This window comes from Blastococcus carthaginiensis (genome assembly GCF_030731085.1).
Taxonomy (GTDB): Bacteria; Actinomycetota; Actinomycetes; order Mycobacteriales; family Geodermatophilaceae; genus Blastococcus; species Blastococcus carthaginiensis.
In genome coordinates, this window is record NZ_JASNFN010000014.1 from 1 (window position 1) to 17,802 (window position 17,802).

Annotated in this window: 17 protein-coding genes; 7 read left to right on the plus strand and 10 right to left on the minus strand. The window is 74.4% G+C overall.

Annotated elements, in window-relative coordinates; all coding sequences use genetic code 11:
• Positions 1–94: 94 nt before the first annotated feature.
• Positions 95–487, minus strand: coding sequence for a hypothetical protein (locus QOZ88_RS13160; protein ID WP_306000211.1), 393 nt, complete (start codon positions 485–487; stop codon positions 95–97).
• 38 nt (positions 488–525) lie between these two features.
• Entirely contained in the window at positions 526–873 is a 348-nt protein-coding gene (locus QOZ88_RS13165; protein ID WP_306000212.1) for a hypothetical protein, read from the minus strand.
• A 501-nt stretch (positions 874–1,374) separates the two neighbouring features.
• Between QOZ88_RS13165 and QOZ88_RS13170 the strand changes: the two genes are divergently transcribed.
• Positions 1,375–2,799, plus strand: a complete 1,425-nt coding sequence (locus tag QOZ88_RS13170; protein ID WP_306000213.1) for a dihydrolipoyl dehydrogenase family protein — start codon at positions 1,375–1,377, stop codon at positions 2,797–2,799.
• Positions 2,800–2,810: 11 nt separating this feature from the next.
• Here QOZ88_RS13170 and QOZ88_RS13175 read toward each other — a convergent pair whose 3' ends face one another.
• A complete protein-coding gene (locus QOZ88_RS13175; protein WP_306000214.1) occupies positions 2,811–3,437 on the minus strand; it encodes a CDP-alcohol phosphatidyltransferase family protein in 627 nt (208 codons plus the stop codon).
• A 124-nt stretch (positions 3,438–3,561) separates the two neighbouring features.
• On the opposite strand from QOZ88_RS13175, the gene QOZ88_RS13180 reads away from it, so the two are divergent.
• From QOZ88_RS13180 to QOZ88_RS13200, 5 genes are read left to right on the plus strand one after another with little or no spacing between them, the layout of a single operon-like run.
• Positions 3,562–4,812: an ABC transporter substrate-binding protein gene (locus QOZ88_RS13180; RefSeq protein WP_306000215.1), complete on the plus strand. Its 1,251-nt coding sequence runs from the start codon at positions 3,562–3,564 to the stop codon at positions 4,810–4,812.
• A gap of 11 nt (positions 4,813–4,823) precedes the next feature.
• On the plus strand, positions 4,824–5,678 hold the full coding sequence (locus QOZ88_RS13185; RefSeq protein WP_306000216.1) for an ABC transporter permease subunit: 855 nt from the start codon (positions 4,824–4,826) through the stop codon (positions 5,676–5,678).
• Positions 5,675–6,463 carry an ABC transporter permease gene (locus tag QOZ88_RS13190; protein WP_306000217.1) on the plus strand — a complete coding sequence of 263 codons (789 nt, stop codon included), beginning with the start codon at positions 5,675–5,677 and terminating at the stop codon, positions 6,461–6,463. The genes QOZ88_RS13185 and QOZ88_RS13190 overlap by 4 nt, the downstream gene beginning before the upstream one ends.
• Before the next feature lie 16 nt (positions 6,464–6,479).
• A complete protein-coding gene (locus tag QOZ88_RS13195) occupies positions 6,480–7,577 on the plus strand; it encodes an ABC transporter ATP-binding protein (protein ID WP_306000218.1) in 1,098 nt (365 codons plus the stop codon).
• A 30-nt stretch (positions 7,578–7,607) separates the two neighbouring features.
• The gene (locus QOZ88_RS13200; RefSeq protein WP_211435163.1) at positions 7,608–7,964 is read left to right on the plus strand and encodes a cupin domain-containing protein; all 357 of its coding nucleotides are present in this window, start codon (positions 7,608–7,610) and stop codon (positions 7,962–7,964) included.
• A gap of 9 nt (positions 7,965–7,973) precedes the next feature.
• Here QOZ88_RS13200 and QOZ88_RS13205 read toward each other — a convergent pair whose 3' ends face one another.
• The 6 genes from QOZ88_RS13205 to QOZ88_RS13230 all read right to left on the minus strand — a co-directional run bounded on the left by QOZ88_RS13205 (position 7,974) and on the right by QOZ88_RS13230 (position 15,635).
• Positions 7,974–9,383, minus strand: coding sequence for a radical SAM domain-containing protein (locus QOZ88_RS13205; protein WP_306000219.1), 1,410 nt, complete (start codon positions 9,381–9,383; stop codon positions 7,974–7,976).
• Positions 9,384–9,470: 87 nt separating this feature from the next.
• On the minus strand, positions 9,471–11,012 hold the full coding sequence (locus QOZ88_RS13210; RefSeq protein ID WP_306000220.1) for a phytoene desaturase family protein: 1,542 nt from the start codon (positions 11,010–11,012) through the stop codon (positions 9,471–9,473).
• Positions 11,013–11,046: 34 nt separating this feature from the next.
• The gene (locus QOZ88_RS13215; protein WP_306000221.1) at positions 11,047–11,583 is read right to left on the minus strand and encodes a vitamin K epoxide reductase family protein; all 537 of its coding nucleotides are present in this window, start codon (positions 11,581–11,583) and stop codon (positions 11,047–11,049) included.
• Positions 11,580–11,786, minus strand: coding sequence for an SDR family NAD(P)-dependent oxidoreductase (locus QOZ88_RS13220; RefSeq protein ID WP_306000222.1), 207 nt, complete (start codon positions 11,784–11,786; stop codon positions 11,580–11,582). The genes QOZ88_RS13215 and QOZ88_RS13220 overlap by 4 nt, the downstream gene beginning before the upstream one ends.
• Positions 11,787–11,922: 136 nt before the next feature.
• Positions 11,923–14,469, minus strand: coding sequence for a SpoIIE family protein phosphatase (locus QOZ88_RS13225; RefSeq protein WP_306000223.1), 2,547 nt, complete (start codon positions 14,467–14,469; stop codon positions 11,923–11,925).
• Positions 14,466–15,635, minus strand: coding sequence for an acyl-CoA dehydrogenase family protein (locus tag QOZ88_RS13230; RefSeq protein ID WP_306000224.1), 1,170 nt, complete (start codon positions 15,633–15,635; stop codon positions 14,466–14,468). Before QOZ88_RS13230 ends, QOZ88_RS13225 begins: the two co-directional genes overlap by 4 nt.
• A gap of 224 nt (positions 15,636–15,859) precedes the next feature.
• On the opposite strand from QOZ88_RS13230, the gene QOZ88_RS13235 reads away from it, so the two are divergent.
• On the plus strand, positions 15,860–16,600 hold the full coding sequence (locus QOZ88_RS13235) for a GAF and ANTAR domain-containing protein (RefSeq protein WP_306000225.1): 741 nt from the start codon (positions 15,860–15,862) through the stop codon (positions 16,598–16,600).
• A gap of 222 nt (positions 16,601–16,822) precedes the next feature.
• On the opposite strand, the gene QOZ88_RS13240 is transcribed toward QOZ88_RS13235, so the two are convergent.
• Positions 16,823–17,779 (minus strand): mechanosensitive ion channel family protein, encoded by a 957-nt coding sequence (locus QOZ88_RS13240; protein WP_306000226.1) that lies wholly within the window; start codon positions 17,777–17,779, stop codon positions 16,823–16,825.
• Between the last annotated feature and the right edge of the window lie 23 nt (positions 17,780–17,802).

Here is a 17,802-nt window from a genome sequence, read left to right on the forward strand (position 1 = left end):
CCGGCGCGACGGGTGATGCGGGTCGATCAAGCCTGATCGATCAGGCCCGGTCGATCAGGCCTGGTCACGTGCCTAGTCGATCAGGCGTGGGCGATCAGGCCTGGTCGGCGGCCTGGCGACGGCGGTAGGCCACGGTGCCCGCGGCGACCGCACCGGCAGCGGCCAGCGCACCCACCCCGATCGCCGCCTGCTCCTCGATACCGCTGGTGGCACCGGCACCGGTGTCAGCACCACCGGCGGGCATCTGACCCATCTGCGAGGCGTTCAGCACACCACACGCCGCCGGCGCGGTGGCCTCCAGCGGCAGCGAGGGGTCCAGCGAGCTCTGACCGGCCTCGGCGTCGTACTCACCGTTGCCGTTCACATCGATACCGTGCACCACCAGCACCGCGGTACCGGCCGCGAACGCCTCCTGCGTGGCCTGATCGATGCTGAAGGTCCGCTCGTAGGTGTAGCTGTCCCCCTCAGGCGTCGGGAAGCGGTCCACCGCCAGACCGCTGTCCGCGCCGGTGTCACCCTCGGTGGTCAGCGACGCACCGATCTCCCCGTAGAAGGGGATGCCGTCGGCAGTGGTGACGATCCCGTCGCCGTCCGAGTCGGCCGACGCCGGCGGGCAGACGCCCTGCGCTGCGCCCCGATGTGGAAGTGCTGGGCGTGCGGCGAACCGGCCAGCACACCGTTCGCCTCGACGGTGACGATCGCCTGGTCACCCTCCAGCGTGACCATGCCCGTGCCGGTGACACCCGAGTCGTTCAGCGAGCCCAGGTCGGCCTGGTAGCTGCCGTCATGGGCAGCCGAGGCCGCACTCATCGTCAGCAGCGGGAACGCCGCAGCAGCGATCGCGACGGAGGGGATGGCGAATGCCTTGCGCATGGAGACTCCCTTGTCTCGGGCGCCTCCGTCCGGGAGGACGGAAGCATCGGAGGCGGTCGTCGACCGTCTCCGAGATGGGTGGAGGGGCGCGTTGTTGCACCACCGCCCACACCAGGGCGTCGACCCTGGATGCGGCGAGCAGGTCCCCCCGGCTGCGAGTGCAGCGCCGGTCCCGCGCCTCCGTCTGACGCTTGATCACATGCCCGCGTCGGCCTGGCCAGCAAACCCCTCACAACCCCATTGCGCGTTACGGTTTCATGACGGCCATGACGCTGCCCGATCGTGGGCTCGCGGGCAGTCACGGTCGGTGACCGTCGTCCTCCTCCGCCGCGATCCGTCGACCTGCCACTCTCCCCCGGCTGGCTCGTGCTGGCCGCCTCCAGCAGCGCATCCGGGTGATGCCACACCACGGATCCCGGGGTCGGCGGTGCGCTCCGCTCGTAGGCTCGGCCGGGTCGGCCCGCCGTACCCACCGGGGCGTCCCCGATCTGCGGAGGTGAGATGGTCCGGAACAGCGACGTCTGGGACCTGCTGGTGATCGGGGGCGGTACCGCCGGGCTCGTCGGTGCGCACACCGCCGCCGCCCTCGGAGCGCGCACGATGTTGGTCGAGCAGGCACGCACCGGTGGCGACTGCCTGTGGACCGGGTGCGTGCCCTCCAAGGCGCTCCTCGCCGCCGCGACCGCCGCCGCCGACGCCCGCGGCGCCTCCCGCCTCGGCATAGGCACCGGTAACATCACCGTCGACTTCGCCCGCGTGCGCGCCCACGTCCACGACGCGATCGCGGCCATCGAGCCGCAGGACTCCCCCGAGTCCCTCGCCGCGGCCGGCGTCCACGTGGCGCTGGGCACCGCGGTGCTGACCGGCCGCGACACGGCGCTCGTCGACGGGCGCCCGGTCCGGTTCCGGGCCGCCCTGCTGGCCACCGGCGCCGCGCCGCTGGTCCCGCCGATCGAGGGCATCGACACCGTCGAAGCGCTCACCAGCGAGACGCTGTGGGACGTCGAGGAGCTGCCCCACCGGCTCGTCGTGCTCGGGGCCGGCCCGATCGGCTGCGAGCTGGGCCAGGCCTTCGCCCGGCTCGGCTCGGAGGTCACCCTGGTCGACGGCTCCGACCGCGTGCTGGGCCCCGAGGACGCCGACGCCGCCGCCCTGGTGGACCGGGCGCTCCGCCGCGACGGCGTCCGGCTGCGGCTCGGCACGGAGGGGACGCGGGTGGAGCCCGGCCTGCTGCACCTGGACGACGGCGGCACGGTGCCCTTCGACCGGCTGCTGGTCGCGGCCGGCCGACGGCCCCGGACGAGCGGGCTCGGCCTCGACGTGGCCGGCGTGGACCTGGACGAGCACGGCGCGGTCGCCACCGACGGCTCGCTGCGCACGAGCAACCCGCGGGTCTTCGCCGCCGGCGACGTCACCGGCACGCCCTTCTTCACCCACGTCTCCGGGATGCACGGCAGCATCGCGGCGAGCAACGCCGTCCTCGGGCTGCGCCGCACCGTCGACCCCGTGGTCCCCCGCGTCACCTTCACCTCCCCCGAAGTCGCCTCGGTGGGCGTGAGCCCGGCGCAGGCGCGCGAACGCGGCCTCACCGTCCGCCGCGTCGAGCACGCCACGGTCGACCGGGCGGTCGCCGAGGGCGGAACGGACGGGTTCACCTCGCTGGTCGTCGACGGCCGGCGGAGGATCGTCGGGGGCGTCGTCGTCGGCCCGCGCGCCGGCGAGACACTCGGCGAGCTGACCCTGGCGATCCGCAAGGGGCTCACCACCGCCGACCTCGCCGGCACCACCCACGCCTACCCCACCTACAACGACGCGCTGGTCGACGCGGCGATCGAGGACGTCCGCGCCCGCCTGACCCCGCCGCTGGTCCGCGGGCTGCTCCGGGCGTTCGTCGCCGTCCGCGGCCGGCTGCTCGACCGCCGCTGACCTCGGCGCGATCAGCGCAGCGCGCGGTACCCGGCCACCATCCGCTGCGCGGCCGACAACGCGACCACGGCCGCCCACCCCCACGCCACCTGCCACGCCACCGCGGGCAGCAGCAGCCACAGCGCGTGGACGGCGATCGTCTCGGTGCCCTCGGCCAGCCCGCCGAGGAACGACAGCGACCGGCCGTCGTCGAGCTGCCGGCCGGCGCGCTCGGCGATCGAGGAGAACGCGAGGAACGCCGTCCCGTTGACGTAGTAGGCGAGCAGGACGGCGGCGAAGGGCTCCCACGGGGCGTCGGAGCCGCGGGTGGCCCCGATCGCCACGCCCAGCACCGTGCTGCCGTAGACGAGGAAATCGGCGGTGATGTCGAAGAACCCGCCGCTGCCGGCATCCCCCGGCGAACCGGCCGCGCGCCGCTGCCGGGCGAGCGGCCCGTCCAGCCCGTCGGCCAGCCGGGAGACCAGCCACAGCACCAGCGCCGCCGTCCACGCCTGGAGGCCGGCGGCCACCGCACTGCCCAGGCCCAGCACGAGCCCCGCCAGGGTCAGCCGGTCGGGGCTCAGCCACGGCCGGTCCAGGACCGCGGCGGCGCGGGCCAGCGGCTCGTCGAGCACGCGTCGCGCCGCCGCATCGAGCACTTGGGCACCTCCGGGGCCGGGCGCCCGCCTGGCGGGCGCGATCCGGGTCGGGCACGATCCTGTCGCAGCAGATCCGTCGCGGCCACATCCGCAGGCGCCACCCCGGACGAGGAGGTCCACACCCATGGCCCGACGACGCCCGGCGAACGGACGCGCCCGCTGGGCGCCGGCGGCAACCTGCGCGCTCGCCCTCGCGCTGACCGCCTGCTCGGCACCGGCGAGCGAGCCCACGACCGCCGAGGCGCGCGACTGGGACGACGTCCTCGCCGAGGCCGAGGGCCAGACGGTGCGGCTGTGGATGTACGGCGGCGACGACAAGGGGAACGCCTACGTCGACGACGTCCTCGCCCCCGCGGCCGAGGAGCTCGGCGTGGCCCTGGAGCGGGTGCCGATCGCCGACACCGCCGACGCGGTCAACCGGGTGCTCTCCGAGCGGCAGGCCGACGTTCCCGACGGCGAGGTGGACCTGATCTGGCTCAACGGCGAGAACTTCGCCACCGGTCAGCAGGCCGGCGCCTGGTTGTGCGACTGGACGTCGATGCTGCCCAACATGGAGTACGTCGACCCGGACGACCCCCTGCTGACCACCGACTTCGGCCTCGACGTGAACGGCTGCGAGGCCCCCTGGCACAAGGCCCAGTTCGCCCTGGTCTACGACGAGGCGCGGGTCGAGGACCCGCCGGGCAGCATCGCGGAGCTGCTGGCCTGGTCCGAGGAGAACCCGGGCCGGTTCACCTATCCCGCTCCCCCGGACTTCACCGGCTCGGTCTTCGTGCGCCAGGTGCTGTACGAGGTCTCCGGCGGGGTGGACGACGTGCCGCTGGAGTTCTCCCAGGAGGCCTACGACGAGCTGGCCCCCGAGCTGTTCAGCCGCCTCGAGGAGATCGAGCCGTCCCTGTGGCGCGAGGGGCAGACCTATCCGCAGGACCTCGGCGCGCTCGACCAGCTCTACGCCGACGGCCAGGTCGACTTCACCATGACCTACGGCCCGGCGACGCTGCCCGACCTCGTGGCCGACGGCACCTTCCCGGCCACCACCCGGGTGCTCCTGGTGGAGGACGGCACCATCGGCAACGCGAGCTTCCTGGCCATCCCGGCGACCTCGGGCAGCCAGGCCGGCGCGATGGTGGTGGCGAACCTGGCGCTCTCGCCCGAGCAGCAGCTGGCCAAGGCGCAGCCGGAGGTGTGGGGCCAGTACACGGTCCTCGAGCAGGACCTGCTGCCCGAGGACGTGCAGGCCGGGTTCGAGGCCCTGCCGCAGTCGGAGATCCTGCCGTCCTACGAGGAGCTGAGCGAGGGTGCCGACCCCGAGGTGGAGGCCGCGTGGGTGACCGCGCTCGACGAGGGCTGGCGCCGGCAGATCGCCGCCGGCTGAGCAGGTCCCACGTGCCGCCGAACCGACTCCGGCCCCGCACGCGCGCGGTCCTCCTCGTCCTGCCCGCGCTGGTCCCGGTCGTGGCCGTCGTCGGCGCCGCGCTCGTCTCGGCTGCGCTGCTGAGCCTGGGGCTCGCGCCTCTGGTCGGCGAACCGCGGCTCTCCCTGGACGCCTACCGGGGCGCCGCCGGCGATCTCGGCACCGGCATCGGGCTCTCGCTGGGCATCGCGGCCGCCGCCACCCTCGTCGCCACCGTCGTGGGGCTCTGCCTGGCCCTCGCCGCGACCGCCGCGGTGCGGCGCAGCCGGCTGCTCGGCACGCTGGCCGCGCTCACCATCCCGATCCCGCACCTGGTGGGCGCCGCGGCCATCGGCCTGCTGCTGGCCGACGCCGGCTTCCTCTCCCGGATGTTCGGCGTCGACCCGTCGTCGTGGCCCCCGCTGGTGGGTGGCCCGCTGTGGGTGGCGGTGGTCGCCGAGTACGCGTGGAAGGAGTCCGCGTTCGTCGCGCTGGTGGTCGCGGGTGTGCTGTCCTCCCGGGCGGCGTCCTACGGCGAGACGGCGGCGCTGCTCGGCGCCGGCCGCTGGGCACGGCTGCGCCACGTCACCCTGCCGCTGGCCGCGCCTGCGCTGGGCGCCACCGCCGCGGTCAGCTTCGTCTACACGCTCGGGTCCTACGAGGTGGCCGCCCTGCTCGGCCGCGCCCACCCCGAGCCGCTGCCGGTGCTGGCCTACCGGTTGTTCACCTCCATCGACCTGGCCGCCCGGCCGCAGGCCGCCGCGGTCGCACTGACGACGGCGGGGCTGGCGCTGGTCGTCGTCCTGCTGTCGCTGCGGGCCCTGCGGCGGCTGGCGGCCGAGCGGTGACGGCCCCACGGGCGGTGCTGGCCGCCTCCCGGGCCGGGCGCACGCTGCTGGCGGGATGGCTGGTGCTGCCGCTGGTCCCGCTGCTGCTGTGGGCCTTCGCCGACCGGTGGACCTTCCCCGCCGTCCTGCCGCAGGAGTGGGGCACCCGCGGTGCCGAGGAGGCGCTGGCCGCAGGTGCCGGAGGCGCGTTCCTGACCTCGACGCTGCTCGGTGCCGTCGTCGCGCTGCTGGCCACCCCGCTCGGCGCGGTGGCCGGGCGGGCGCTGGCCTCGCGGCAGGTGCCCGGCGGCACCGCCGTCCTCGCCGTGCTGCTCTCCCCGCTGGCGCTCCCCCCGTTCGCCGTGGCCCTGGGCCTGGACGTGCTGCTGCTGCGGCTGCGCATCCCGGCGGCGGCGGGCGTCGTGGTCCTGCTGCTGGTCGCCGCGCTGCCGTACACGGTCCTCACCATGCGCGCGGCCTACGCAGCGCACGACCGGGGCTTCGAGGACGAGGCGCGCGTGCTCGGTGCCACCCGCTGGCAGACCGTGCGCTCGGTGCAGCTGCCCCTGGTCGCGCCGGCGCTGGCCGGCGCGGCGTTCCTCGCGTTCCTGGTGGGCTGGAGCGACTACATCGTCACCGTGCTGGTCGGTGGCGGGCAGCTGACCACGCTGCCGCTGCTCGTGGCCTCCGCCGCGTCGGCGACCGGGAGCGACGCCCAGGTCGCGATCCTCTCGCTCACGTCGATCCTGCCGCCGGTCGCCCTGCTGCTCGTCGTCGGCTCGCTGGGCCGGAGGGGGCGCCGGTGAGCCGGCGGAGAGCTCCGTGAGCGGCGGCGTGCTCCGGCTGACCGGGCTGACGCGGGTGCACGGCAAGGGCTCGGCGCCCGCGCTGGCCGATTTCTCCCTCGAGGTGCCCGCGGGCGCCTGCATGGCCATCCTCGGCCCCTCCGGGTCGGGCAAGAGCACGGTGCTGCGGCTCACCGCCGGGCTGGACGAGCCCACCGCGGGCAGCGTCCACCTCGACGGCGCCGACCTGGCCGGGGTCCTGCCCGAGCGCCGGGGCATGGCGATGGTCTTTCAGCGGCCGCTGCTGTTCCCGCACCTGTCGGTGCGGGACAACGTCGCCTTCGCCGACCGGGTGCGCGGGGTCCCGCGACGGACGGCCCGCCGGCGGGCGGAGGAGTTCCTCGGCCTGGTGCAGCTCGACGGGTTCGGCGACCGGCCGGCGCGGGCGCTGTCGGGCGGGCAGGAGCAGCGGGTGGCCCTGGCCCGGGCGCTGGCCGCCGAGCCCCGGGTCCTGCTGCTCGACGAGCCGTTCAGCGCGCTCGACGCCCGGCTGCGCGAGGAGATGCACGAACTGCTGGCCGACCTGCGCATGCGGTTGGACCCGACGATCCTGCTGGTCACCCACGACCACGCGGAGGCCGGCGCGCTGGCCGACGGCGTCGCCGTGCTCGACCGCGGGCGGCTGCTGCAAGCCGGGCCGATGCGCGAGCTCTACGCCCGCCCCGCCTCGCTCGCGGTCAGCCGGCTGCTGGGCGGGCGCACGGAGGTCGCGGGCGTGGTGCGCGACGGACGGCACGAGTCACCGCTGGGCTCGCTCGACCTCCCCACGCCGGTGCCGGACGGCCCCGCGGTGCTCGTCGTCCGGCACGAGGCGGTGCAGGTGACGACCGCGGCCGATCCCGCCACCGACGCCGTCGGCACCGTGGTGCGCGCCAGGCGCCGGGGGATGCGCACGCTGGTCACCGTCGAGGTCCCGGGCGACGGCGGGACGGCGGCGGTGGACGCCGAGCTGGAGCCCGGCCAGGAGGTGCCGACCGGCCGGACGGTCGGTCTGCGGCTGCCGGTCGAGGGCCGGTGGGCCGTGCCGGTGGACGGCGTGGCCGGCGAGCCGGTCGCCGGTGCACCGCGGGCGTGAGCAGGGGACGGCGCGGGTAGGGCGGATGCCGTGACCGAGACCCCGGCCGACGGCGTCGGCAAGATCAGCGTGACCGCGGCGAGCACCGGCGGGATGGGCCAGCGGTACCTGGCCTCCGGGTCCCGGGTCGCCATGCGGCTCTGGTCGGAGCAGCCCACCAGCAGCGGCAAGCCGGAGGCGGCGCGCGACTACGAGACGGTCGGCTACGTGATCTCCGGACGGGCCAGGCTGCGCACCGGCGACGAGACGCTGGAGCTCGGGCCCGGCGACTCGTGGGTGGTGCCGGCGGGCGTGGAGCACACCTACGAGATCGTCGAGGAGCTCACCGCCGTCGAGGCCACCGCTCCGCCGGCGCGGGAGGCCGGCCGCGACGCACCGACCGGCTGACCGCCGGGGTCACACCACGGTCAGCGGCAGGAGCTTCCGCAACCCGGCGTTCTCGGCCGGGTCGAGCACCGAGTGCTGGGCGCAGGCGGGCACCAGCTGCCCTGTCTCGGGGTGGGCCATCGAGTAGGTGCAGGCCGCCAGCCGCTCCTGGGTGGCCCGCAGCTGCGGGTCCTCGGCCTCGATCCCCTGCTGCATCAGCTCCCAGGCCGGCCCGACGTCGGCGGCGTCCATGAAGCTGTGCACCTCGAAGGTCATCAGCCCCAGGCGACCGGCGCGGGCGCCGCGGACGACCGCCCGCAGCCCGCCGGTGCGGCGCAGCAGGCTGCGCGCCCAGCGGAGCGCGATCCGCGCGTCGCCGGGGTGGCGCCGCGCGGCCCGCAGCACCTTGACCACCAGCACCGCCGGTGGCGTGTTGCTGAAGGCGATTCCGCCGTAGTGGGCGAAGAAGGCGTCCCGCGCGGCGGTCTCGGCCGCGACGTCCGGGTCGACGACGGGGTGCCAGCGGCCGTCGAGGAGGAAACCGAAGGCCACCCGGTTGCACCGGGGATCGCCGAACTCGACGCCCTCGTGCGCGATCCGCTGGCCCATGCCCTCTTCCAGCTGGGCCCAGACGGCGTCGGCGTCGACGGCCGTGTAGGACTCCTTCCAGCGCCGCTCGTCGCCGACGTGCGCGGCCGGCTGGAAGCTCATCATCGAGTAGCCCATGCCGACGACCGCGCGCACGGTCTCGGCGACCTGCCCGACGTTGGCCGGGGTGACGGTCATGTTGTGCGCCAGGTAGTACCGCAGCCCGGTCTCGGCCCGCAGGTCGCGGAACATCTGCACGAACCGCTCGCGGAACGGGTTGAGCTCGGCCTCGGTGCGCGGCCGCACCGCGCCGCGGCGGCCGCGCATGAGCGAGTCGAAGTGGGCCGCGAAGCTGACCCGGTCGAACCTGGGCTTCCCGTCCGGGCCGGTCACGAGGGCCCGCAGGTACTCGGGCTCGAAGTCACCGTGCGTCATCGACATCGGCGAGCGGCCGGCGTCCCGCATCGCCTGCAGGGCGGCGGCGTGGTCGTCCGGGGAGAGCAGGCTCACCTCGCCGCCGATGAGCTGGGCGTGGGCGTAGGGCCCGCGCCGCTCGCGCAGGTAGGCCATCTGACGGGTGACCTCGTGCAGGGTGTGCCCGCCGTCGATGCGCACCTTGTTGGCGTCGGCCGAGTGGTAGCAGGGCGTGCAGGTGAGGTTGCACTTCGGGAAGACGCCGTGCGTGCCCTCGCAGCCGACCGCGTGCCGGCCGAGGCTCTGCGCCGGGGTGCGCACGTGGTCCGGCAGCGCCGCCCACCGCTCGGCGAGCGCACGCTCGGTCTCCGGGTGCACCGGCCGGGTGCGTTCCCGCAGGCCGTGCCACCGTGCGCGCAGTCCGCGGCGCCGTCCCATGCTGCCTCCCGAGCTTTCGCGGTGCGGCGCGCGGGCGCGCCGTCCCCCGACGCTCCCATCCCGATCGGTCGCGCGCCACCGACCGCCTCAGCCCAGGTCGCGCAGCACCGCCCGCGCAGCCGACCGGCCGCTCGTCCCGGCGATGCCGCCCACCGGCGCGGTCCCGGCCCCGGCGACGACCATGCCTCGGACCGGCGTCCGGTGCCGGGCCAGCCCCCGGGTCGGCCGGAAGGGGCCGAGCTGGTCGGGGTTCAGGTCGCCGTACATGGGGTGGGCCCCCGGCCAGCGCAGGTCGGCCGCCATCTGCTCCGGGGTGTACACCGCGCGCCCGGTGATCGAGGCGGTGAACCCGGGCGCGCGGGCCTCCACGGTCGCGATCATGCGATCGGCGAAGTCGTCGGCGACGGCGGCCCACCCCCCGCGCACCCGGTACGGCGCGCACGGGCAGGCGAGGTACACGGTGTGCCGGCCGGGCGGGGCCAGCGTGTCGTCCATCGCGCTGGGGGTGAACGCGTAGGTGGGCACCGGGTCGTCGGGCAGGTACCGGGCCCCGGCTGCGGCGAACCCGTCGGCGAGGGAGTCGAGGCCGTCCACGAACGACTGCAGCCCGTTCCAGTCCCCCGGGCGGGCTTGCGGGTAGGCCGGCAGGGCGGTGGTCGCGACGTGCACCAGCATCTGGACGGCGTTGCTCCGGGTGGTGCTGCGCAGCCGGTCGGCCTCCGGCCCGTCCAGCGGGGGGTCGAGCAGGTCGAGCAGCGCCGTCCGCGGGTCCAGGGCGGTGAGGACGGCGTCGGCCGGCAGCCGCTCCCCCGACTCGAGCTCCACCCCGGTGGCGCGGTCGCCCTGCCGGGTGATCCGCGCGACCGCCGCGCCGGTGCGCCAGGCCCCGCCGAGTGCGGCCAGGCGAGCGGCCAGCGCGTCGGTCAGCCCCTGCGCCCCGCCGACGGCGTGCCACTGGCCGACCTGGTGGTAGAAGGCCTGCCACATCGCGAAGGTGGCGCTGCCGGGGGCGTCCGGCGCCGCGGAGGCGTGCGCGGCGAAGGCCGAGACGGGCGCACGGACCAGGTCGGAGGCGAACCGCTGCTCCAGGAACTTCCCGTACGGGGAGAGCAGCAGCTGCGCCAGACCGAGCGGGCCACCGTTGCGGGCCAGGGCCTGCAGCCCCGCGAGCGCCCGGCCGGGCAGCCGGGACGGCCGGCCGTCCAGCGCCCCTTGCATCGCGGTGACCACCGGCATGGCCTCGTGCATCCAGGCGGCGTACCGGCGGGCCTCGTCCCGGTCGGCCTCGGCGATGGAGTCGACGGTCGCGCCGACGTCCCGGAAGAACCGCACGATCGGTCCGTCCCGGAAGACCGCCACCGAGAAGGGGTCCATCTCGCGGTACTCCAGCCCGGCCGCGGGGAGCTCCAGCTCCTCGATGATCCCGGTGGCCTGGATGATGTTGTGCGCCACGGAGTGGATGTCGAAGCGGTGCCCCGGGAGGACCTCCTCGGTCCGCGCGCCACCGCCGAGCCGGCCGGACTGCTCCAGCACGAGCACGTCGGCACCGCCCCGCGCGAGGTAGCAGGCCGCGACCAACCCGTTGTGCCCCCCACCGACGACGAGAACCCGGGCGGCTCGGCGCGTCATCTATCCGCGCCTCCGGCCGGCCGCAGGGTTGTACTCAACGCCTGCGCAGGTTCCGCCACGCCCGTCGCGCCTCGGGCAGCGCGAGGGCGAGCGAGACGCCGGAGATCGCGGTGGCGGCCTGGCACCAGGCGCACAGCGCCTTGTTCTCCTGCCACTCCTCCCCGGCGAGCTTGATGTCGACGGCGACGTCGGAGGCCACCTTCGCGGCCATCAGCAGCGGCAGGAACGGCCTGTGCCGGGGTCGGTCCGGACCCCCGGCACCGGCCACCCAGGCCGTCAGCGCGTAGGTGACGATCATGATGAGCCCGTCAGGCGTCGAGGCGCGCTTGTAGGCGTACTCCGCGGCGTCGACCTCATCGGAGTCGAACGGGCCGACCGGCGGATCGGGCAGGTGCTTGAGGATGCCCGTCTGGTAGGCGCCCACGACCTGGCCGATGGTCACGCCGGCCAGCGAGAGGCCGACCAGCCAGCGGCGCCGGCGCAGGTCCGGGTCGGACCCGGTACGCAGATACCGCGACAGCTGGGAGGGGCTCGGGTTGCTGCCGCCGTAGCGGGGGTCCGGAGCGTTCATCGGTGCGTGTTCGTCACGACGCCGCGCACGCGGTCGTCGCCCTCGGCAGCCTCGTCGGCGAGGGACCGCAGCCCCTCCTCACCGCGCGCGGCGGCGACGACCCGCGCGCCGGCGGCCGAGGCGGCGAGGACGGTGGCCCGGCCGATGCCGCTCGACGCGCCCATCACCACGATCACCTGCTGATCGAGCTGCTCGTGTCTCATCTCGAGGGTTCCTTCTCCGTGCCGGCAGACCGACGTGCCCTACCCGCTCGCGAAGGCGGGACACACCTCGCGGCTGCGTCCCGCGCGGTCGGGTCCTGCGGCACACCGCTGCGAGCGCCCGACGACGGCCCGGCCGTCAGCCCGGCGGAACGTCCGGCGGAACGTCCGGCGGCAGCCGGTTGGGTCCGGCATGCGGCGGGCGGGGTCGGTCCTGCGGGTGCAGCTGCAGCGCTATGAGAGCGACGTCGTCGCCCGGGTCGGCCGGCAGCATCCGGGCCAGCACGACGTCGCAGAGCTGGTCGAGATCACGGCCGGCGTGCTCGGAGAGCGTCGACTGCAAGCGCGCGAGACCGGCGTCGAGGTCGGTGTCGCGTCGCTCCACCAGCCCGTCGGTGTAGAGCAGCACGACGCTGCCCCATGGCAAGGTCACCTCGGATTCGTGGCGCGGCGCGTCGGGGCGGACGCCGAGCAGCAGGTCGGGGCGGCCGCCGTCGAGCACCTGGACGCACCCGTCGGGGGTGATGGCCATCGGCGGTGGATGCCCGGCGTTGGACCAGCGCAGCCGCGCCACCCCCGCCGCCTGCTCCTCGTCGGTCTGCTCCAGGCGGGCCACCACCGCGGTCGCCAGGATCTGCGACTGCAGGGTCTGCATCACCTGCTCGACCTGGCCGAGGACCGCGGCCGGCCCCTCGGATCCACGGGCGGCCAGCGTCCGCACGATGGTCCGCACCTGGCCCATCGCCGCGGCGGCCTGCACGTCGTGCCCGACCACGTCGCCGATGACCAGCACCGTGGCACCCGTGGGTTGCATGAACGCGTCGTACCAGTCCCCGCCGACCTCGGCGGCCTCACCGGCAGGCACGTAGCGGACGACGATCTGCACGTGGTCCGGCTCGGGTGGCGGGGTCAGCAGGGACCGCTGGAAGCCCTCCGCGAGGCCGCGCTGCTGCCGGTACAGGCGGGCGTTGTCCAGCACCACCCCGGCGCGGGCAGCGACGTGGCGGGCGGTGACCAGGTCCTCCGGCAGGAGGGGCCCGCGGTCGAGGCCGGTGCACAGCGTCAGCACCCCGACGGGGCCGTTCCGGCCGGTGAGCGGCAGCACCGCGATCGACTCCGGTGCCAGATCGACCACGAGGTCCTGCGCCGGGCCGGGCTGCAATTTCTCCCGCACCTGGGCGGTGGCGTCCCGGGTGAGCACCTGCAGCTGCCCGGTCCGCATGGCGCGCACGACGAGCGAGTCCTCCCGCAGCGCACCCGGTCGCGCCTGCGCGTAGGCCTCCACGGCCTCGCGGAGCCGCGGATCGTGGTGCCAGGAGGCGGCGGTGCGCAGGGCGCGGCGGTCGCCGCCGGCCTCCTCGTCGTGGACGAGCGTGACGATGCCCCAGTCGGCGAGCCCGGGAACGACCAGCCGGGTCAACCGGCGCGCCGCCTCGTCGGCGTCCAGCGTCGCCGACAGCTCCGCGGTGATGCGGGAGAGCAGCCGTTCACGTTCAGCGGCCCGGGCCGTGAGCTCCTGGGCGCGCCGGCGGGCGGTGATGTCGAGGAAGTACAGCGCCACCCCGTCGGCGCTGGGGACGGCACGGACCTCGACCCAGACATCGAGAGGTCGGGGGTAGAAGGCTTCGAACACCACCGGCTGGCCGGTCGCGGCGGCACGGCGGTAGTTGGCCTCGAACTCGGTGCCGACCGTGGCCGGGAACGCCTCCCACAAGGTCCGCCCCAAGAGCTGTGCGCGCGGCATGCCCGTGATGCGCTCGGCCTCCGCGTTCACGTGGGTCATGACCCAGCCGGGGTCCATCGCGACGAAGCCGACCGCCATCGATTCCACCAGGTGCGCGAGACGGTCCTGAGCATGCCGGCGGGCGGAGATGTCCCACGCCGCGCCCAGCAGGCGGACCGCCGTACCGGCTTCGCCGGCCAGGGCCCGCCCGCGGGCGGCGACCCACCGCTGCTCGCCGTCCGGGAGGACCACCCTGTACTCCGCGGCGTACTCGCCCGCCGTCTCGATCGCCCGGTCCAGCAGTGCTCCGACCCGGTCGACGTCGTCGGGGTGCAGCCGGGCGTTGAACGCCTCGATGCTGCCGTCGAAGGTGACAGCGTCGTAACCGAACAGCTCGTTCAACCGGTCGTCCCAGCTCAGCGCCCCGGTCACCAGGTCCCAGTCGAACGTGCCGATCCCGGCCGCGTCGATCGCCAGGGTCAGCAAGTTCCACGCGGTGGCCGGCGACTGCAGCGCGCCGCCGCTCACGAGCACTGCCGGTCCCTCGTCGCGCCCGACCGCACTCCGGGCCATGACCGCCGCCAGCACTGCAGCGTGCCGACGACGGCCGACGGCAGCCGCCCGGAGCACCTGGAGCCGCTCGAGCAGGTCCGGTTCCCCGGCCTCGGCGACGAGCAACCCCAGCGGCACACCAGGGGAGAAGGACACCTGCCGGCGCAGCTCCGCCGGGCGGTCGGTGAGCACTGCGATCTCCGCGTCGGGGTGGAGCCGGTGCACGCGCTGCGCCGTGGCGGTGGCGGCGCCCACTCCTGACCCGAGGACGACCAGGTCGACCGGCCCGATCAGGCACTCGGGAAGGGCGCTCGCGTCGACGAGCTCCATCCCGACGAGCGGAGCCAGGACGGCGATCTCAGCCGGTGAGCCGTCGACGAGCAGACAGCGCCCCGTCTCCGCAGCAGTCACTCGCCCAGCAGCGGCAGGCCCAGCGCCGCTCGGCCGGTCCAGATGCGCAGCAGGTCGGTGGTCGGGCTCATCACATCGGCGGCGCGGGCATCACGCAGGTGCCGCTCCAGCGGCGACCGGTCGCGGTAACCGATGCCGCCCACCAACGTCATCGCCTCGTTCGTCACCTGCACCGCGCAGCCGGCGACCTCGGCCTTCGCGGAGGCCAACGCGCTCAGCGCGGCGGGGCCACCGGCATCGGCCTCCTCGGCGGCCCAGTACACCAGCCGGCGGGTGCGCTCTACCTGCGCCCACAGCTCACCGAGGCGGTGCTGCAGCAACGGCTCGGCGGCCAGCCGGCGCCCCGTGTGGGCGTGCGCACGCTTCCCGAGGTGTTCTATGGCCTCGTCCAGCGATGCCTGTGCCACACCGAGATAGGTGCCCGCCATGGCCATCAGGAAGAACGGTGCAACGACCTCGAAGACGAACCAGATCTGGTCACCTTCGGCGCCCAGGAGGTGGTCGGTGCCGACGCGGACACCGTCGAGGCGGGCACGGCGGGAGGAGTTGCCGCGCATGCCGATGCCGTCCCAGCCGTCGGTCCAGCTCAGTCCTGTCGCGTCCCCGGGGACGAGCACGCAGGAGAACTCACCGAGCGGGGCGTCAGGGTCGGCGGCCACCGTGCTCACCACGTAGGAGTCGGCCTGCGACCCGTTGGTCACGAAGGACTTCTCCCCGTCGATGCGCAGCCCGTCGGGAGTGCGGGTCAGACGGGTCTGCGGCAGCCAGAAGTGCGCGCCCGTCCCCGGCTCGGACAACGCCAGGGTGGTCAGGTGCTCCCCGGCGACGATGGCATCGAGGAACTCCTTGCGCTGCCGCTCGGTCGGCTTGGCCGCGACCACGGCGGTTGCGACGCAGTGCATGCCGAAGCACAGCCCCGCCGAGGCGTCGACCCTGCCCAGTGCCTCACCGGCGGCGACCACGCCGCGCAGGCCGAGACCGCTGCCACCTACCTGCTGCGGAGCGGCCAGGCCACCCAGCCCGGCAGCCTGGAGCGCGGCCAGCACCTCGGCCGGCCACACCCCGGAGTCCGTCCGACCCACCAGCGGCCGGGCGACCGTCTCCGCGACCTCGCTCACCCGCGCGACCACGTCCGCGACGCTGACCGGGGGCGCAGATGCCGTCACACCGCCAGAGTCTAGATCGGCGACGACGCCGACCCGCGCAGCCCGGACCGGAAGGTGTCGATGCCACGCCCCGGCCGACCGGCCGATGCCCCCGATCGGCGGCGTCGGCGAGCGGGGGGCTCGCCCAGCGCAGTCGCGCCGGGCCCGCGCCACCATCCACGCCGTGTCTGCGAATGCCACTGCACTCCGACGGCCCGCAGGCGCGGAGCCGATAGGTTCTGACCATGACCGCGGTGCAGGGCGACTCGGACGGCGGCTTCGGCTCCCAGGAGCGCCTCGGCGATGCGATGAGCCGCGTGGCGCGCCAGATCCAGGAGGAGCACGGCGACGTCGAAGCGACGCTGCAGGCCATCGCCGCCTCGGCGATCGAGATCGTGCCGAACGCGGAGGAATGCGGCATCACCTATGTCATCGGCCGAGCGAAAGTCGAGTCCCGGGCGTGGACGAGCGACCTGCCGAAGTCGGTCGATGCCTTGCAGCAGCGACTCGGGCAGGGCCCCTGCCTCGACGCGGTGTGGGAGCAGGAGATCGTCCGGGTCGACGACGTCGCCGGTGACGAGCGGTGGCCCGAGTTCGGGCACCACGCCTCCGGCCTGGGGATCGGGAGCATGTCGTGCTTCCAGCTGTTCGTCGATGGTGACCGGCTGGGTGCGCTGAACCTGTACTCCCGGACGCCCGGCGCGTTCGACGACGACTGCCAGGAGATCGGGCTGATGTTCGCCGCCCATGCAGCGATCGCGCTGGCCGGAGCGCAGCACGAGGAGCACCTGCGCACCGGGATGAGCAATCGCGACGTCATCGGCCAGGCCAAGGGCATCCTGATGGAGCGGCACCGGCTGACCGCCGACCAGGCGTTCGCCGTGCTGACCCGCGTCTCCCAGGACCTCAACCGGAAGCTGGTCGACATCGCCCGGGAACTCGCCAACACCGGGGCGGTGCCCGGCAGCGAACGCCGGCGGGACTGAGGTCGCCTCCGCCGTGCGCCGCGTAGGTCGGTGGGGACCCGGCGGCCTCACCACGCGGGCGCATCCTGCGCGGTGTACGAGTCGGCGTGAGCCGGCCTGTGCGCGGTTGCCTGTGCCCACGCGCGAGTCCCTCGAGCCACGCGGTGCAGGGCAGGTGGCCGGCTGCTGGGAATTCGCATCACCGGCTCGTCAGTGGTTGCGGCAATCACGGCATCGCGCCCGTCAGTCGTCCCCTGGTTCCACTCGCAGCGACGGCAGGCCGACCACTTCGAAGGTGGCGGAGGCGAGGCCGATGCCGGCCGCGTCGAGCTCCGCGAGGACCTCCCGTGACATCGCGTCCTTGACGTCCCGCACCCCGTACACGCCCGTCAGGAAACGGGCGGTGAGCTCCAGCCAGTTGTCGGTCAACCGCCAGTACACCCGTGGTTCGAAGTCCGCGCCCCGGACGAAGTAGCGCCGCTGCATGGCGGCCAGTGCGGCAGCGGGCATCTCCTCGGCCGCCACCGAGTGACGCCGGGCCGCGGCAAGGAGGATCTGCTCTGCCCGACCCCGGTCGTCGGAGTACCGGACGGGGAGGGTCATCTCCTCCCACAGGTACGGGAAGTCGCGGGTGTAGTTGTAGACCGCCTCGTCGAACACCTTGTCGTTGGTGACCGTGACGACTCGACCGGTGTACTGCCGGCTGCGCACCCACTGCGGCGGCTCACCGCCCTGGACCGCGGGTGGCTGTCCCATCTCCATGATGGTGGTCCGGACGAAGCCCAGGGCGATGACGTCACCACGGACGCCGCCCATGGTGATCCGGTCTCCGACGTTGAAGGTGTCGCCGCGCAGGATGACCACGTAGCCGGCCAGCGCGGTGATCACCTTCTGCAGCGCGAACGCCAGCCCGGCAGTCACCAACCCGATCCCGGTGGCCAACCGACTCGGGTCGTCGAACCAGATCGAGAGGAAACCCAGGAACAGCAACAGCGCGACAGCCAGATTGATCGCCTGCCGCGTCCAGAAGCGAGCTTTCTCGTTGTGGACCCCCCGCAGGACCAGCCGGGAGGTTCCACGAGCGATCCAGCGCAGCGCCAGCAAGACCAGGACCAGAGCAGCGGTCAGCAGCAGCTTGGTGCCGTTCTCCTCGGTCAGGAAGAGCAGGCGGATCTCCTGGCCGAAGACCTCGATCGTCATGCCGTCGAGTCTGCCGAGGGGAT

What these genes read in the sequence shown, in the direction of transcription:
- QOZ88_RS13165 (WP_306000212.1), bottom strand. Translation starts at nt 873, where the DNA reads ATGCGCAAGGCATTCGCCATCCCCTCCGTCGCGATCGCTGCTGCGGCG.
- QOZ88_RS13170 (WP_306000213.1), top strand. Translation starts at nt 1,375, where the DNA reads ATGGTCCGGAACAGCGACGTCTGGGACCTGCTGGTGATCGGGGGCGGT.
- QOZ88_RS13180 (WP_306000215.1), top strand. Translation starts at nt 3,562, where the DNA reads ATGGCCCGACGACGCCCGGCGAACGGACGCGCCCGCTGGGCGCCGGCG.
- QOZ88_RS13205 (WP_306000219.1), bottom strand. Translation starts at nt 9,383, where the DNA reads ATGGGACGGCGCCGCGGACTGCGCGCACGGTGGCACGGCCTGCGGGAA.
- QOZ88_RS13210 (WP_306000220.1), bottom strand. Translation starts at nt 11,012, where the DNA reads ATGACGCGCCGAGCCGCCCGGGTTCTCGTCGTCGGTGGGGGGCACAAC.
- QOZ88_RS13215 (WP_306000221.1), bottom strand. Translation starts at nt 11,583, where the DNA reads ATGAACGCTCCGGACCCCCGCTACGGCGGCAGCAACCCGAGCCCCTCC.
- QOZ88_RS13220 (WP_306000222.1), bottom strand. Translation starts at nt 11,786, where the DNA reads ATGAGACACGAGCAGCTCGATCAGCAGGTGATCGTGGTGATGGGCGCG.
- QOZ88_RS13235 (WP_306000225.1), top strand. Translation starts at nt 15,860, where the DNA reads ATGACCGCGGTGCAGGGCGACTCGGACGGCGGCTTCGGCTCCCAGGAG.
- QOZ88_RS13240 (WP_306000226.1), bottom strand. Translation starts at nt 17,779, where the DNA reads ATGACGATCGAGGTCTTCGGCCAGGAGATCCGCCTGCTCTTCCTGACC.